This window comes from Streptomyces sp. NPDC002889 (genome assembly GCF_042888425.1).
Lineage (GTDB): Bacteria > Actinomycetota > Actinomycetes > Streptomycetales > Streptomycetaceae > Streptomyces.
The window spans coordinates 16369-32677 of record NZ_JBIAPT010000004.1 but is presented as its reverse complement, the minus strand read 5'-3'; the positions used below and the strand labels follow the sequence as shown (position 1 = coordinate 32677).

The 16309-nt window shown below is 69.8% G+C and carries 12 protein-coding genes; 6 read left to right on the top strand and 6 right to left on the bottom strand.

The features are described 5' to 3' along the window. Positions 1 to 45: 45 nt before the first annotated feature. A complete protein-coding gene (locus ACFYWI_RS07055; RefSeq protein WP_389226432.1) occupies positions 46 to 663 on the bottom strand; it encodes a TetR/AcrR family transcriptional regulator in 618 nt (205 codons plus the stop codon). A 116-nt stretch (positions 664 to 779) separates the two neighbouring features. Here ACFYWI_RS07055 and ACFYWI_RS07050 point away from each other — a divergent pair, with 116 nt between their 5' ends. Genes ACFYWI_RS07050 through ACFYWI_RS07040 form a run of 3 tightly spaced genes read left to right on the top strand, consistent with a single transcriptional unit; the run spans position 780 to position 3489 of the window. Further along, a complete protein-coding gene (locus tag ACFYWI_RS07050; protein WP_389226429.1) occupies positions 780 to 1679 on the top strand; it encodes an ABC transporter permease in 900 nt (299 codons plus the stop codon). Further along, on the top strand, positions 1672 to 2448 hold the full coding sequence (locus ACFYWI_RS07045) for an ABC transporter ATP-binding protein (protein WP_389226426.1): 777 nt from the start codon (positions 1672 to 1674) through the stop codon (positions 2446 to 2448). The genes ACFYWI_RS07050 and ACFYWI_RS07045 overlap by 8 nt, the downstream gene beginning before the upstream one ends. A 60-nt stretch (positions 2449 to 2508) precedes the next feature. After that, entirely contained in the window at positions 2509 to 3489 is a 981-nt protein-coding gene (locus tag ACFYWI_RS07040) for a serine/threonine-protein kinase (RefSeq protein WP_389226423.1), read from the top strand. 256 nt (positions 3490 to 3745) lie between these two features. Here ACFYWI_RS07040 and ACFYWI_RS07035 read toward each other — a convergent pair whose 3' ends face one another. Further along, entirely contained in the window at positions 3746 to 8683 is a 4938-nt protein-coding gene (locus tag ACFYWI_RS07035; RefSeq protein ID WP_389226420.1) for an NAD-glutamate dehydrogenase, read from the bottom strand. A gap of 445 nt (positions 8684 to 9128) precedes the next feature. On the opposite strand from ACFYWI_RS07035, the gene ACFYWI_RS07030 reads away from it, so the two are divergent. Beyond that, entirely contained in the window at positions 9129 to 9695 is a 567-nt protein-coding gene (locus tag ACFYWI_RS07030) for a DJ-1/PfpI family protein (RefSeq protein WP_389226417.1), read from the top strand. A 240-nt stretch (positions 9696 to 9935) separates the two neighbouring features. On the opposite strand, the gene ACFYWI_RS07025 is transcribed toward ACFYWI_RS07030, so the two are convergent. Together ACFYWI_RS07025 and ACFYWI_RS07020 are read right to left on the bottom strand one after the other, a co-directional pair. Then, the gene (locus tag ACFYWI_RS07025; protein WP_389226414.1) at positions 9936 to 10601 is read right to left on the bottom strand and encodes an HAD family hydrolase; all 666 of its coding nucleotides are present in this window, start codon (positions 10599 to 10601) and stop codon (positions 9936 to 9938) included. 46 nt (positions 10602 to 10647) lie between these two features. Then, the gene (locus ACFYWI_RS07020) at positions 10648 to 11154 is read right to left on the bottom strand and encodes a DUF6912 family protein (protein WP_389226410.1); all 507 of its coding nucleotides are present in this window, start codon (positions 11152 to 11154) and stop codon (positions 10648 to 10650) included. Between the two features lie 277 nt (positions 11155 to 11431). Between ACFYWI_RS07020 and ACFYWI_RS07015 the strand changes: the two genes are divergently transcribed. Beyond that, positions 11432 to 11857, top strand: a complete 426-nt coding sequence (locus tag ACFYWI_RS07015; protein WP_389226407.1) for an Rv3235 family protein — start codon at positions 11432 to 11434, stop codon at positions 11855 to 11857. Positions 11858 to 12252: 395 nt separating this feature from the next. On the opposite strand, the gene ACFYWI_RS07010 is transcribed toward ACFYWI_RS07015, so the two are convergent. Beyond that, positions 12253 to 12696 (bottom strand): MarR family winged helix-turn-helix transcriptional regulator, encoded by a 444-nt coding sequence (locus ACFYWI_RS07010; protein ID WP_389226403.1) that lies wholly within the window; start codon positions 12694 to 12696, stop codon positions 12253 to 12255. Positions 12697 to 12777: 81 nt separating this feature from the next. Here ACFYWI_RS07010 and ACFYWI_RS07005 point away from each other — a divergent pair, with 81 nt between their 5' ends. Next, entirely contained in the window at positions 12778 to 13272 is a 495-nt protein-coding gene (locus ACFYWI_RS07005; RefSeq protein ID WP_389226400.1) for an SgcJ/EcaC family oxidoreductase, read from the top strand. Between the two features lie 112 nt (positions 13273 to 13384). Here the strand turns inward: ACFYWI_RS07005 and secA are convergent, their stop codons facing one another. Then, positions 13385 to 16204 carry a preprotein translocase subunit SecA gene (secA, locus tag ACFYWI_RS07000; protein WP_389226395.1) on the bottom strand — a complete coding sequence of 940 codons (2820 nt, stop codon included), beginning with the start codon at positions 16202 to 16204 and terminating at the stop codon, positions 13385 to 13387. Positions 16205 to 16309 lie beyond the last annotated feature (105 nt).

Here is a 16309-nt window from a genome sequence, read left to right as displayed (position 1 = left end):
ACGGCTGAGCCATCCGGGTGACGCTCACTGTGCTTCGTCCTGCGGCTACGCCTTGAGCGCGGCCACCGCCGACCGTGCCAACTCGTCCAGGTATCCCTTCGGCAGGTCCCCGCGCACCACCACGAGCCGCCAGTACAGCGGGCCCACGATCACGTCGAGCGCCCGGTCCGGGGACGTCGATTCGGGGAGTTCGCCGCGCGCGATCGCATCCCGTACGACCAGCGTGGCGACACCCCGCTGCGTGTCCAGCAGCGCCGACTTGATCGCGTCCGAGATCTCGGGCTGGCGGGCCGCCTCGACCAGCAGGTCGGGGATGACCCGGGAGGCGACCGGGTGGCGCAGGGCGTGGGAGACGACCTCCAGCAGCGCGCGCACATCGCCGTACAGCGAACCCGTCGCCGGCGTCGGCAGGCCTTGTGCCGCGAAGGCGGAGAGCAGGTCCAGCACCAGCGACAGTTTCGACTTCCAGCGCCGGTAGACCGCTGTCTTGCCGACCCCTGCCCGTCGTGCGATCCCTTCGATCGACATGCGGGCGAAGCCGACCGCCGCCAGTTCCTCGAAGACGGCGGCGCGGATGGCCTCCGTCACGTCCTCCCGGAGCACGGCGGCTCCCGCCGGGGCGCGGCGCGGGGTTCCAGGGTCGGTGGGCATGCACAGGAGCATACCCAGGACGACGAGACGGTTGCGTCGCGACGTGGAACCGTCCTAACCTCCACGTAGCGACGAAACGGTCCCGTCCCGTCGTGAGTCATGCCTCTCCCCCACCGAAAGCGAGACCCGTGAGCAGTCCGCCGACGCCGACCGCCGACCTCGCCGACCTCGCCGCACTCGCCGCTCGCCATGGCCTGACCGTGAGCGGCGCCCGCCCCTCGCTGCCCGCGTACATCAGCCGGCTCTGGTCGCGCCGCCACTTCATCGCCGCGTTCGCGACCGCCAAGCTCACCGCCCAGTACAGCCAGGCGAAGCTCGGCCAGATCTGGCAGCTGGCGACCCCCCTGCTGAACGCCGCGGTCTACTACTTCATCTTCGGCGTGCTGCTCCGCACCAGCCAGAACGTCCCCGACTTCGTTCCGTTCCTGGTCACGGGCGTCTTCATCTGGACCTTCACGGCCAACTCGATCATGGCCGGCACCCGCGCGATCTCCGGCAACATCGGGCTCGTACGGGCCCTGCACTTCCCGCGCGCCTCCCTGCCGATCGCACTGGCTCTGCAGCAGCTCCAGCAGCTGCTGTTCTCGCTCGGCGCGCTCGTCGTGATCCTGATCGGCTTCGGCCAGTTCCCGCGGCCGTCCTGGCTGCTGGCGATCCCGGCGCTGGCGCTCCAGGCGTTGTTCAACACCGGTCTGTCGATGGTCATGGCCCGTCTCGCCGCCCGCACCCCCGACATCGCGCAGCTGATGCCGTTCCTGCTGCGCACCTGGATGTACGCGTCCGGCGTGATGTGGAGCATCCAACAGGTACTCAAGGGCCGGAACCTCCCGGACCTGGTCGTGCTGGCACTCACGTGCAACCCCGCCGCCGTCTACATCGACCTGGTCCGTTTCGCGTTCATCGACTCCTTCACCGCCGACCGGCTCCCGCCGCACGTCTGGGCCCTGGCCCTGGGGTGGGCCGTGCTGCTGGGCGTCGGAGGATTCGTCTACTTCTGGAAGGCAGAGGAGCGGTACGGCCGTGGCTGAGCCCGAGCAGACCCCCACCGTCGTCGTCGACGGCGTCCACATCACCTACAAGGTCAACGGCGCGCGCACCGGCAAGGGCAGCGCCACCTCCGCCCTCAGCCGGATCATGTCGCGCAGGACCGTTCCCGGCGTACGCGAGGTGCACGCGGTCAAGGGCGTCAGCTTCGCCGCGTACAAGGGCGAGGCGATCGGACTGATCGGCACCAACGGTTCCGGGAAGTCGACCCTCCTGAAGGCCATCGCGGGCCTGTTGCCGACCGCCAAGGGCAAGGTCTACACCTGCGGCCAGCCCTCCCTGCTGGGGGTGAACGCGGCCCTGATGTCCGATCTGACCGGCGAACGCAACGTCATCCTCGGCGGACTCGCGATGGGCATGACCCGCGAACAGATCCGGGAGCGCTACGACGGCATCGTCGACTTCTCCGGAATCAACGACAAGGGCGACTTCATCTCGCTGCCGATGCGTACGTACTCCTCCGGCATGGGGGCCCGGCTGCGTTTCTCCATCGCCGCCGCGAAGAGCCATGACGTCCTGCTCATCGACGAGGCGCTGTCCACCGGCGACGCCCGGTTCCGCCGCCGCAGCCAGCAGCGCATCGAAGAACTGCGCAAGGAGGCCGGCACGGTCTTCCTGGTCAGCCACAGCAACTCGACCATCACCGAGAGCTGCGACCGGGCCATCTGGCTGGAGGCGGGGGTGCTCCGGATGGACGGGCCGGCGAAGGAAGTCGTCGCCGCGTACGAGGAGTTCACCGGCTCCGGGAAGTGACCTCGCGCGGTGCGGCCCCGCGCGATAATTTCCCCTGCCGGCAACCAGGGGGTTGGGACGATGGGGAACCGTGGGCCACAGCCGCTGCGGGACGACGACCCGCGCGAGATCGCCGGCTATGTACTGGCGGCACGGATCGGCGAGGGCGGCATGGGCACCGTCTTCCTCACCCGAACCCGCGACGGCCGCCACCCCGTCGCCCTCAAGCTGATCCGCCGCGAGCACGCGCAGAGCGAGAACTTCCGCAAGCGCTTCGCCCGCGAGGTCGCGGCCGCCCGCCGCGTCCACGGACACCATCTGGCCCCGGTCGTCGACCATGACGCCGAGGGCCCGCAGCCCTGGCTCGCCACCCGCTATGTTCCGGGACTGCCGCTCGACGCCGCGCTGGCGGAGTTCGGCCCGCTTCCGGTGGACTGCGTCCTGCAGCTCACGGCCGGCGCGGCGCAGGCCCTGCATGCCGTGCACACGGCGGGTGTCATCCACCGGGATGTGAAACCGGGCAACCTGCTGCTGACGGCCCAGGGGCCGTGGCTTCTCGACTTCGGCATCGCACGCGCCGCCGACGGCACCTCCGTGCTGACCACGGTGGGCCGGATGGTCGGCACCCCCAAGTACATGTCGCCCGAGCATGCCCTGGGCCGCCCGCTGACACCCGCCTCCGATGTGTTCACCCTCGGCCTGGTCGCCGCCGAGGCCGCCACCGGGCACCATCCGTACGGCGAGGGCGGCGGCTTTGTCGTCGCCACCCGGATCGCCGGCACCGCGCACGAGCCTCCCGACCTGAGCGCCCATCCGGCGGCGCTGCGCCAGGTGCTGGCCGCTGCCCTCGCGGCCCGGCCCGAGGACCGGCCGTCCGCGGCGGAGATGGAGCAGTTGTGCGGGCGGGCGGCGCAACGCGACGTGGGCCGCTTCGGCGGCTGGCTGCCGAAGCGGGTCGCGGCGGCCGTGACCGGGATCGAACGGGCCGCGGGCACGGCGGGGGGCCGGGTGAAGGACCCCAGAGCCTCGGGCTGGCTGCGCAGGCCACGCCGCGACACCTGACACGCCGACGGCCCCCGAGCCGGGGTGTCCCAGGGCTGGTCCAGCGTCCATGGCGCACACACGCCGTGCACGGTCAGAGCCTGCGGCCGCACCGCCCAGACGCGCACGGGCGACGAAAGCCCGTACCGGCCCGGCGTGCACGGCCCGGGCACCGGCTACCCGGCCGGTGCCGCAACGCGAAGTGCGCACACCCGCTGGAACGCACAGGGGCGTCCCCGCACCGGTCGGTTCGGTGCGGGGACGCCCCTGTCACGTACTAGCCGCGCTGCCGCAGCAGCTGGCGCATCGTCCGCATCGCGACCGACAGGTTCGCCAGGTCGAACGTGTCCGAGCCCTGGATCTCATCCAGCGTCGTCCGGGCCCTGCCCAGAAGCGCAGCGTTCTTGTCCTCCCAGCTCTTGAACCGCTGCTCCGGCGTCGAGGCGCCGTTGCCCACCCTGAGCACATCCTCGGTCAGGGCCGCGTGCGCCGCGTACAGGTCCTCGCGGATGGAGGCGCGGGCCATGGACTGCCAGCGATCGGCCCGCGGCAGTTCGATGATCCGGTCCATCAGCTGGGTGATGTCCAGCCGGTCGGCGAGGTCGTAGTACACCTCCGCGACCTCCATCGGCTCGTGTCCGGTGCGGTCCGCGATCGCGACGATGTCGAGTGTCGGGAAGGCGGACGAGAACCCGGCCACCCGCAGCGCGAGTTCCTCCGGAACGCCCGCCGCGGTGAGCTCGTCCAGGATGCCCTGGTACCACTCCAGGTCCGCGCCGCGCAGCATCTTCGGCAGCCCCGCCCACACCTGCTCCACGCGATCGGCGAAGAAGCCGATGGTCTCGGCGAGCTCCAGCGGCTGCGGCCGGTTGCCCAGGAGCCAGCGCGTACCGCGCTCGACGAGGCGGCGCGAGTGCAGCCGGATCCGGGTCTGGACGTCGGCGGCGACCTGGTTGTCGAGCGCCTCGACGGCGTCCCACACCGCTCCGAGCCCGAAGATCTCACGGGCCGCGGTCTGCGCCCGCACGATCTCCTCGATCGATGCCCCGGTCTCCTCGCGCAGCCGGTGCAGGAAGGTCGAACCACCGGTGTTCACGGTGTCGTTGACCAGTACCGTCGTGACGATCTCGCGGCGCAGTGCGTGCGTGTCGATCGCCTCGCCGAACTTCTCGCGCAGCGGCTTCGGGAAGTACGCGTGCAGCAGCCGGCGCAGATACGGGTCGTCCGGCAGGGACGTCCCGATCAGTTCGTCCGCCACCGTGATCTTGGTGTAGGCGAGGAGCACGGCCAGCTCGGGCTGGCTGAGGCCCTTGCCCGTGTTGAGCAGTTCGCGGATCTGGCGGTCGTTCGGCAGGAACTCCAGCGCCCGGTCCAGGCGTCCGTCCCGCCCGAGGCGCCGGATGTAGCGCTGGTGGGCGTGGAGCAGCGAGGGTGCCTGGGTGACGGCGTTGGCCAGGGCCACGTTCTGCGCGTAGTTGTTGCGCAGCACCAGTGCGCCGACCTCGTCGGTCATCTGCGCGAGCAGCTGGTTGCGCTGCTTGACGGTCAGATCCCCGTCCGCGACCAGGCCGTTCAGCAGGATCTTGATGTTGACCTCGTGGTCGGAGGTGTCCACACCGGCGCTGTTGTCGATCGCGTCGGTGTTGATCCTGCCGCCGTTGCGGTCGAACTCGATCCGGCCGAGCTGGGTCAGACCCAGGTTTCCGCCCTCGCCGACGACCTTGACCCGCAGGTCCTCGCCGTTGACGCGGATGGCGTCGTTGGCCTTGTCGCCGACGTCGGCGTGCGTCTCGGTGTGCGCCTTTACGTAGGTGCCGATGCCGCCGTTCCACAACAGGTCCACGGGGGCCTTGAGGATGGCCTGCATCAGCTCGGCCGGCGTCATCTTGGCGATGCCGGGCTCGATGCCGAGGGCCTCGCGCACCGCCGCGTTCACGGGGATGGACTTGGCCGTACGGGGGTAGATGCCGCCGCCGTGCGACAGCAGCTCCTTGTCGTAGTCCGCCCAGGAGGAACGGGGCAGCTCGAACAGCCGGCGGCGCTCGGCGTACGAGACGGCCGCGTCCGGTTCCGGGTCGATGACGATGTGCCGGTGGTCGAAGGCCGCGACGAGACGGATGTGCTCGCTCAGCAGCATGCCGTTGCCGAACACGTCACCGGACATGTCACCGACGCCGACGACCGTGAAGTCCTGGGTCTGGGTGTCGTGACCGAGCGAGCGGAAGTGGCGCTTGACCGACTCCCAGGCGCCGCGGGCGGTGATGCCCATGGCCTTGTGGTCGTATCCCGCGGAACCGCCCGATGCGAAGGCGTCCCCGAGCCAGAAGTTGTACGCGACCGCGACCTCGTTGGCGATGTCGGAGAAGGTCGCCGTGCCCTTGTCCGCGGCGACAACGAGGTAGGTGTCGTCCTCGTCGTGGCGCACGACGTCGGCCGGCGGCACGACCTCGCCCCCGACCAGGTTGTCGGTGATGTCGAGCAGGGCGGAAATGAAGGTCCGGTAGGAGGCGATGCCCTCGGCGAGCCAGGCGTCACGGTCCACCGACGGGTCCGGGAGCTGCTTGGCGACGAAGCCGCCCTTCGCACCGACCGGCACGATCACGGTGTTCTTCACCATCTGCGCCTTGACCAGGCCGAGGATCTCCGTACGGAAGTCCTCACGCCGGTCGGACCAGCGCAGACCACCGCGGGCGACCTTGCCGAAACGCAGATGGACGCCCTCGACGCGCGGGGAGTAGACCCAGATCTCGAACGCGGGCCGGGGCGCCGGCAGATCCGGAATGGCCTGCGGGTCGAACTTCATCGACACGTAGTCGTGCGGCTCGCCGCGCAGCGTCTCCTGGAAGAAATTCGTCCTCAGGGTGGCCTTGATGACGGTGAGGAAGGAGCGCAGGATGCGGTCCTCGTCGAGCGAGGCGACCTGGTCGAGCGCGCCGTCCAGCTCCTCGAGGAGACCGTCGATCAGCTCGGTACCGGCGTGCTGGCGGTCCGGGGACATCCGGGCCTCGAAGAGGGAGACCAGCAGCCGGGTGGTGTGGACGTTGGTACGGAGGGTGTCCTCCATGTAGTCCTGGCTGAAGGTCGAACCGGCCTGGCGCAGGTACTTGGCGTACGCACGCAGCACCACGGCCTGCCGCCAGGTGAGCCCGGCGCCCAGGACGAGGGAGTTGAAGCCGTCGTTCTCCGCGGCACCCGTCCACGTGGCGGCGAACGCGTTCTGGAAACGCTCGCGGGCGTCGTCGCCGAAGTGGTCGCCGCCGTTTCCGGCGGGCACGGGGATCCGCAGACCGAAGTCGTAGACCCAGGCGTGCGTACCGTCCGCGCAGCGCAGCTCGTACGGGCGCTCGTCGATCACCTCGACGCCGAGCCGGTTGAGGACCGGCAGAACGGCGGAGAGCGAGACCTGCTCGCCCATCCGGTAGATCTTGAAACGGCGCTCGCCCGGGGCCGCGCCGACCGGCTCGTACAGCGACAGGGCGAAGTCCTTGTGGCTGGCCGTCAGCTGCTCCAGGTGGACCAGGTCGGCCACCGCTGCGCGCGGCGAGTGGTCGGCCTTGTAGCCCTCGGGGAAGGCGTGGCCGTAGTTGCGCAGCAGCTCGGCCGCGCGCTCCTCGCCGCACTCGGCGTTCAACGCCTCGGCGAAGCCGTCGGCCCAGGAGCGGGCGGCCTCGACCAGCCGCGCCTCGATGCGCTCGGTGTCGGCGTCGGTGAGGTCGGGCAGTTCGGTGCCGGCCGGGACGCGGACCACGAAGTGCAGCCGGGACAGGATCGACTCGGTGTTCCACGCGGTGAAGTCGACGCTGGTTCCGCCGAGCTCCTCCTTGAGGATATCGATGATCCGCAGCCGGACGCCGGTGGTGTAGCGGTCGCGGGGGAGGTAGACGAGGGCCGAGTAGTAGCGGCCGTACTCGTCCTGGCGCAGGTACAGCCGCAGCCGTCGGCGCTCCTGCAGGTACAGCACGCTGGTGACGATCTCGCGCAGCTTGTCGACCGGGGTCTGGAAGAGCTCGTCGCGGGGGTAGGTCTCGAGGATCTGCAGCAGGTCGCGGCCGTCGTGGCTGTGGGGCGAGAAGCCGGCACCCTGAAGCACCTCGTCGACCTTGCGGCGGATGACAGGGACGCGGCGCACGGACTCGGTGTACGCGGCGGACGAGAAGAGGCCGAGGAAACGGCGCTCGCCGACCACATTGCCCTGCTCGTCGAACTTCTTGACGCCGACGTAGTCCAGGTAGCTGGGCCGGTGCACGGTCGAGCGGCTGTTGGCCTTCGTCAGGACGAGGAGCTTGTGCTCGCGCGCCTTGGCGCGCGCGTCGGCAGGCAGCCTGCTGAAGGACGGACTCACGGGGTGGTCCTCGTCCTCGCTGTGCTGCGGGTCCGAGCGCAGTATGCCGAGGCCGGTGCCGGGCACCGCGGCCAGGGCGTCGCTGTCGGTGAGTTCGTACTCGCGGTAGCCGAGAAAGGTGAAGTGGTCGGCGGAGAGCCAGCGCAGCAGCTCGCGCGCCTCCTCGACCTCCTGCTCGGGCAGATCGTCGGCAGTGGGCTCGCTCGGCAGCTGTTCAGCGATGCGCAGCGCGCAGTCGCGCATCTTCTCCCAGTCCTCGACGGCCTCGCGGACGTCGGACAGGACGCGCAGCAGATCGGCGGTGATCTGCTTCAGATCGGCGCGGTCGGTCTCCCGGTCGATCTCGACATGGATCCAGGACTCGACGAGCGCGTCGTGCGGCAGGTCCTTGGCGTGCGTGTCCTTGGGCAGCACCTCGATGAGCTTGCCGGTCACATCGCGGCGGACGACCACCTGCGGATGGATCACGAGATGGATGCCGCGGCCCTGGCGGGAAAGCTCATTGGTGACCGAGTCGACCAGGAAGGGCATGTCGTCGGTGACGACCTCGACGACGGAGTGGCTGCACGTCCAGCCGTTCTCCTCGACGGTCGGGGTGTGCACCCGGACGTTCGCGGTGCCCTGCGGCCGGTTCTCGGCGAGCCGGTAGTGGGAAAGTGACGCACCGAAGATGTCGACCGGGTCGCGGTCGGTGAGGTCCTCCGGAGCGGTGTGCAGGTAGTAGCGCTGGAGGTACGCGAGAAGGGTGCCCCGGTCGGGACGCTTCCCCCGCTCGGTCCCAGTCGGAAGGTGCCCCCCGGCCGGGCTGTTCTCAGCTACCCGGGCGGCCCGTGCGAGCAGCTCGGCCTTGGCTTCGTCCAGCTTGGTCTGCATGTCCTCTGGCTCCTGTCGCGCGCCGTTGCGTGACGTAGGTGAAGGGTGCTGCGGCGCAACGCCACGACGCGGGGTGTCCGGTCGGATTCGACGTTATGCCGCCGTGAGAGATGTCCGAGCCGGTTTTTGCCAAATCTGGCCGACGGATCGGACGGAGAAGATCAGAGATCGCCCGGGCGCTGTGGCGCTCCGGGCGCAGTCCCCCAGCTACGGCTGGACGGTGCCTCAAGAGGGCTTCGCTGCCCCCACGGCATATCGCGCTGATCACTGGTCCAGGCTATCGCCCCGCACCCCCGAACCGTCATGAGCTGTATGTGTACAAAAGAGGGGCCCGAAGTTTGACACTCTGGACAGCGACACAGGCCCTCTTGGCAAGCAGCCGACGAACGGTGCACGTTGACGGAGGCACCATGGAACCGTCGACAGCCCGACACCGGGAGTAGTCATGACCACGAAAATCCTGATCGTCACAGGGGACGCCGCCGAGTCCCTGGAAGTGCTCTACCCCTACCAGCGTCTGCTGGAGGAGGGGTACGAGGTGCATATTGCCGCCCCCGCGCGCAAGAAGCTCCAGTTCGTCGTGCACGACTTCGAGCCGGGCTTCGACACCTACACCGAGAAGCCGGGCTACACCTGGCCCGCCGACCTGGGGTTCTCGGAGGTGGACCCCGGACAGTACGCGGCGGTGGTGATCCCGGGCGGCCGCGCTCCCGAGTATCTGCGCAACGACCCGGAGCTGCGCAAGATTCTCAAGGCCTTCTTCGACGCCGACAAGCCGGTGGCGCAGATCTGTCACGGCCCGCTGCTGACCGCGGCGATCGGCAGCCTGGAAGGCCGAAGAGTCACCGCGTACCCGGCACTGGAACTCGACATGCAGGCGTCGGGGGCGTCGTTCCAGGACACGGAGGCGGTCGTGGACGGCACGCTGATCTCGTCGCGGGCCTGGCCGGACCATCCGGCGTGGATGCGTGAGTTCCTCAAGGTGCTGCGGGCGAAGGCACCGGCGACGTAGGGCCAGGGCGCCGGGGCAGCGACGGCCTGCTCCGGCCGGCGCTTGTCGCGGGGGCGGTGCGCAGTGGCGTCGCGGTCACGTGAGGGTGCGCGTGGTGCCGCCGCAGTACAGGGACGTGGTGCCGCCGCGGTCACGGGCACGGGCGTGGCGCCGCGGTCACGCAGCCGGGCGCCCTGCCCCGGTCATGAAGCCGGGAGCAGGGCCTGCGCGGTCATGAGCGAGGCACAGTGGCCTGTCCCGTCAGGAAGCGAGGCACAGCGCCTCCTCCACGGCCTGGGCGAGCGTGTCCACCACGGGCACGCCCACCGACTCCAGGCTGGACCTGCTGTGCGAGCCGCCCGCGTAGAGCACCGCAAGCGCCCCCACGTGCGCGGCCGCGAGGGCGTCGTCGACCGCATCGCCGATGACCACGGTCCGCCCAGGGGCGGCGGCCCCGCCCAGGGCCCTGAGATGGCGCTCCATGTGGAGCGCCTTGGCGCCGCCGGACGGCCCGGTGCGCCCGTCCACGCGGATGAAGTGACTCTCGATGCCGTATCCCCGCACCGCCGGGACCAGCTGCTCGTGTCCGTACATGCTCAGCAGCGACTGGCTGCGGCCGGCCTGCCGCCACTCCCTCAGCAGGTCCTCGACACCGTCGGTGAGGCTGCAGCCGATGCGGTGCTCGCTGTAGTGCCGGTGGAAGGCCTCGTCCATGACGAGCCACTCGGCCTCGGTCGGCAGCCGGCCCATCAGGCGCTCGTAGAAGCGGGGAATCGGCACGCAGTACAGCTGGCGGTAGCGCTCGAGCGTGATCGGCTCGAGGCCGATCTCCGCGAAGGCGGCGTTCGTCGCAGCGATGACCGCGCCCATGTCGTCGAGCAGTGTGCCGTTCCAGTCCCAGACCAGATGCGTGGTGTGCTTCCCCATGCGGAAACGGTACCGGCCCGGTAGGACAGCCCCGGATGCGCGGGTCTCAGCCGACGATGTTCGGGATCTCCTGCACGCCGTACCAGAGGAGGTCATGGTCCTCGGCCCCGTCGACCGTGAACCGGGCGTCCTCGTCGCCGTGGTCGGCCGCGCCCAGCGCCTCCACCGCGGCCACGACGTCGACCACCGCGTCGTCCGCGTCGACATGGACCGCCGCTGCCTTTGCCATCGGGACCGCGGAGGCGATCCGCACCTCGCCGAGCGCACCCGCGTCGAGCACCCGGTCGGGGTCGGCGACCGCGTCCTGGTCCCGTACGTCGACCGCGACCACCACGCGGCGGCGGGGGGCGTCGGGGTCTCCGGCCAGCATCCGCAGTGAAGCGGCGGCGGCACGGTTGAGCGCGGCGTACTCCAGTTCCTCGATGTCGTCGGAGACGTACCACTCGCGCAGGCCCGGCGTGACGGCGTATGCGGTCAGGGGGCCGGGGGCCAGTTCACCCGTCTTGTGCGCCTCTGCGAGACCGGGAAGGGTCAGGGGGACGTAGACGCGCATGGGAGGCCGCTTTCGTAGTCGGAAGACGCCATCAGGATACGTGCGGCGTACCCCTTCGGGGTGCCGCCGACGCCCTTGCGCACCGTCCACACCGCACCCCCGGATGCCGGTGCGGCAAGGGCCGGTACGGCCTCCCGTCACCCTGATAGGTGAATCCCTCGGCCGGGGCCGCCCGGGGCCGTGAACGTTGCGGCGGCCGGCGCCACGCCGTAGAAGATCACCGACGAAGTTACCTCCCGGTACTCATTCCGGGCCCGGCACATCGGGGGCGATCTGCATGGACAGGACCCGGCCCGCGGGACGGCACGACCAGCGCCGGCCCGCCGTGGCAGCGGCGGCGGCACTGGCACGCGCCCGGAGCAGGCAGCACAAACCGCACTACTGGTTCGCCGACCGCCTCCTCGCGGTACTGAGCGGCCGGCGCCCGGTCCACTGGATGCTCGGCCACACCATCGGCGAGGCGTACGACCAGCTGGTCCGCCTCGCACCGGGGGCGCCGCTGCGCCCGTCGGACCGGGTGACCCCCGTGGTCCGCCACTGCGGCGAGTTCCACCCCGGTCCGGGCGTGATCGAGGCCTTCGCCCGCATCGGCTCGGGCGATCGGGTCAGCGCGATGGCCTTCCGCCTGGAACAGGGCGCGGACCTGCGCTGGCGCTGCGCGGCGGTGGAACTGGGCGGCGAACGCGCGGGCACCGCGGGCTGACACCTCGAAGGGCCTACCGGGCCCGCGACTACGCCCGGGACCTGGCGCCCGGCCGTGACCCCAGGCTCGGCGCGCAGTGGTCCGGCGCCGCACAGCCGTCGCCGGCGGAACCAGGCCGGGCACCCGGCCCCCGGACAGCGGTCCAGGGGCCGGCGCATCGCACGGAACGCCCTGCGCAAGCGCGGCGCACCGTATGCATCGCCGCAGGCACAGCGGCCGACCCGGCCGCCCCGGCCGCCGGACTCCGTACTCAGTCGGCTCCTGGCCCGCCGCCGGGACGCCCACCGGCCGGACACCGTGCCGACCGACCGGACGCCGTTGCACACCCTCACCGTTCTGCGCGACGCCCGGCAGACAGCCTCCCAAACGCCTCCCCACGCCGTCCGGGAGACGGCCTAGCCCTCCTGGACTCCCAGGCGCGCCGCCTGGGCCTCCTGGACCTCTCGGGCGGCCCGGAGGAAGTCCAGGATCACGGCCAGCTGTTCCTCGTCGTAGCGTCCGAGCGCTTCCGCCCCGGCCTCGCCGACGGGGAGATAGACCTCCGCCTCGGCCGCGCGCGCCGCATCCGTGGGGGTGACGAGCACCCGCCGCCGGTTGGCTTCGTCGCGGGTTCGAGCGACCAGGCCCGCCCGCTCAAGCCGGTCGATCACCGTTGTCGTGGCTGCAGGGCTCAGCCTCAGCGCCGCGCTGAGTTCACCGGCCGACAGCGCCTCCGCCCCCAGCACCAGATCCAGACAGCGCAGGTCGGTGCGGTTGATCCCGAGCCGCCCCGCCGCGGCCTCGTCGAAGACGTCGAAGCTCTGCTGCAGCGAGCGCAGCTGCTGGGCGACGTCCCTCATCCGAGCTTCTTTCGACATTCGAATCTTTCTGTTATCGTAAATTTCGACAGTCGAAAGGATACCACTCGGAAGGACCCCGTCATGAACACGAGCGACCTTCAGATCCAGGATCTCTTCCACCGATTCATGCGTGCCTGGAAGGACGGCGACGCGGTCGCCTTCGGCGCATGCTTCACCGAGGACTCCGACTACGTCTCGTACGACGGCACCCGAGCCGTCGGACGCGCCGAGCACCAGGGCAACCACGACCGTCTGTTCCGCGGCGTGCTCGCCGGCTCGAAGCTGGTCGGTGAGATCGAGGCGATCCGGCACGTCACAGGCGACGTCGCGATCCTGTACGGCACCGCCTCCGTGCTGATGCCGTGGCGCTCCCGGCTCCCCCGGCGGCGGGTGTCCCGGCAGACCGTGGTGGTCGTGCACACCGGCGACGGCTGGCGGATCACCGCGATCCACAACGGCCGGGTCCGACCGGTCACCGCCCCCGCACCGGACTCGATGCCGTCCAGGATGTCCCAGGCCTTGGCCCGCACAGCCCGCCGCCTCGGCCTGGGCGGGGCCACCGCAGAACACCCCTGAGCGCGCGGGCGAGCGCCGGATACGGAAGAGGGCCGGGCCGGACACCCCCATCGGTGTCCGGCCCGGCCTTCACACGCGGTCCCCGCGCCTGCCCACTAACAGCGGCGACGGCTCACTTCTTGCGGCGGCGGCTCGCGCCCTTCTGCGCCTTGCGCCGCTCCGCACGCGTCATCCCGTCCGACTCGGACCGGGCCGGGCCGCCGTCGTTGTCGAAGTCGCCCTCGACGACACCGCCCTCGCCGTCCACCGTCGGAGCGGAGAAGTGCAGCCGGTCGGGACGCTGCGGGGCGCCGAGCCCCTTCGCGCGGATCTCCGGCCTGGCGGCGCCCGCCGGAACCGCGTCCTTCTTCGCGAGCGAGGTCTTCTCCGCCGCGTCCTGCACCGGGACCTCCTCGACCTGCTGCTCGACCTGGACCTCCAGGTTGAACAGGTAGCCGACGGACTCCTCCTTGATGCCCTCCATCATGGCGGTGAACATGTCGAAGCCCTCGCGCTGGTACTCGACCAGGGGGTCCTTCTGCGCCATCGCGCGCAGACCGATGCCCTCCTGGAGGTAGTCCATCTCGTAGAGGTGCTCGCGCCACTTGCGGTCCAGAACCGACAGCACCACACGTCGCTCGAGCTCACGCATGATGTCCGAGCCCAGCTGCTTCTCGCGCTCGTCGTACTGCTCGTGGATGTCGTCCTTGATCGACTCGGCGATGAACTCTGCGGTGATCCCGGCGCGGTCGCCGGCGGCCTCCTCCAGCTCCTCGATCGTCGCCTTCACCGGGTAGAGCTGCTTGAACGCGCCCCACAGCCGGTCCAGGTCCCACTCCTCGGCGAAGCCCTCGACGGTCTCCGCCTCGATGTAGGCGTCGATGGTGTCGTCCATGAAGTGGCGGATCTGCTCGTGCAGGTCCTCGCCCTCGAGAACGCGGCGGCGCTCGCCGTAGATGACCTCACGCTGCCGGTTGAGCACCTCGTCGTACTTCAGGACGTTCTTGCGCGTCTCGAAGTTCTGCTGCTCGACCTGAGACTGGGCCGACGCGATCGCGCGCGTCACCATCTTGTTCTCGATCGGGACGTCGTCGGGGACATTCGCCATCGACATGACGCGCTCGACCATCTGCGCCTTGAACAGCCGCATCAGGTCGTCGCCGAGAGACAGGTAGAAGCGGGACTCGCCCGGGTCGCCCTGACGGCCACTACGGCCGCGCAGCTGGTTGTCGATACGGCGCGACTCGTGGCGCTCGGTGCCCAGGACGTACAGTCCGCCGAGCTCCGTGACCTCGTCGTGCTCGGCCTTGACGGCCTCCTCGGCACGCTCCAGCGCGGCGGGCAGGGCCGCGGCCCACTCCTCGACGTGCTCGACCGGGTCCAGGCCGCGCTGGCGCAGCTCCGCCTCGGCGAGGTCGTCGGGATTGCCGCCGAGCTTGATGTCCGTACCACGGCCGGCCATGTTCGTGGCGACGGTCACGGCGCCCCTGCGGCCCGCCTGGGCAACGATCGTCGCCTCCCGGTCGTGCTGCTTGGCATTGAGTACCTCGTGCTGCACGCCGCGCTTGTTCAGCTGCTGCGAGAGGTACTCGGACTTCTCGACCGAGGTGGTGCCGACCAGGATCGGCTGCCCTTTCTCGTGCTTCTCCACGATGTCGTCGACGACCGCGGCGAACTTGGCGACCTCGGTGCGGTAGATCAGGTCGGACTGGTCCATACGGACCATCGGCCGGTTCGTCGGGATCGGTACGACACCGAGCTTGTAGATCTGGTGGAACTCGGCGGCCTCCGTCATGGCCGTACCGGTCATTCCGGACAGCTTGCCGTAGAGACGGAAGAAGTTCTGCAGGGTGATCGTGGCGAGGGTCTGGTTCTCGTCCTTGATGTCCACCCCTTCCTTCGCCTCGATCGCCTGGTGCATTCCCTCGTTGTAGCGGCGGCCGGCGAGGATACGGCCGGTGTGCTCGTCGACGATCATGACTTCGCCGTCGATGACGACGTAGTCCTTGTCCTTCTTGAACAGTTCCTTCGCCTTGATGGCGTTGTTCAGGTAGCCCACGAGCGGGGTGTTCACCGACTCGTAGAGGTTGTCGATGCCCAGCCAGTCCTCGACCTTCGCGACACCCGATTCGTGGATGGCGACGGTGCGCTTCTTCTCGTCGACCTCGTAGTCGCCGGTCTCCTCGATGCCCTTGAGCGGGTTGCCCGCCTCGCCCTTGGTCAGACGGGTGACCAGCTTGGCGAAATCGCCGTACCACTTGGTGGCCTGGTCGGCGGGGCCGGAGATGATCAGCGGCGTACGCGCCTCGTCGACGAGGATCGAGTCGACCTCGTCGACGATCGCGAAGTTGTGGCCGCGCTGGACGAGCTCGTCCTGGGACCACGCCATGTTGTCGCGCAGGTAGTCGAAGCCGAACTCGTTGTTCGTGCCGTACGTGATGTCGCAGTTGTACATCTCACGGCGCTGCGCCGGAGTCATGTTCGCGAGGATGCAGCCGACGCTCAGGCCCAGGAACTTGTGGACCCGGCCCATCATCTCGGAGTCGCGCTCGGCCAGATAGTCGTTGACCGTGATCAGGTGGACACCCTTGCCGGACAACGCGTTGAGGTAGGCCGGCAGCGTGCCGACGAGGGTCTTGCCCTCACCGGTCTTCATCTCGGCCACGAAGCCGAGGTGCAGGGCGGCGCCACCCATCAGCTGTACGTCGTAGTGGCGCTGGCCGAGAACACGCTTGGCGGCCTCGCGAACGGTCGCGAACGCTTCGGGGAGCAGGTCGTCCAGGCTCTCACCGTCGGCATGCCGCTGCTTGTACTCGTCGGTGAGCGCCCGCAACTCGGCGTCGGAGAGGGAGACGAAGTCCTCCTCGATGGAGTTGACCTGGTCCGCGATGCGGTGCAGTTTGCGCAGGATCTTGCCTTCGCCTGCACGCATGAGCTTGTTGAAGACGGACACTGAGGCTGGTCTCCTTGCCGGTCGGGCCTGGCGCCGGGGTCGATATGGACACGGGCACTGGCACGGCAGGTGGTCCCCACCGCAACGGCCATCGTAAGCGAGGAC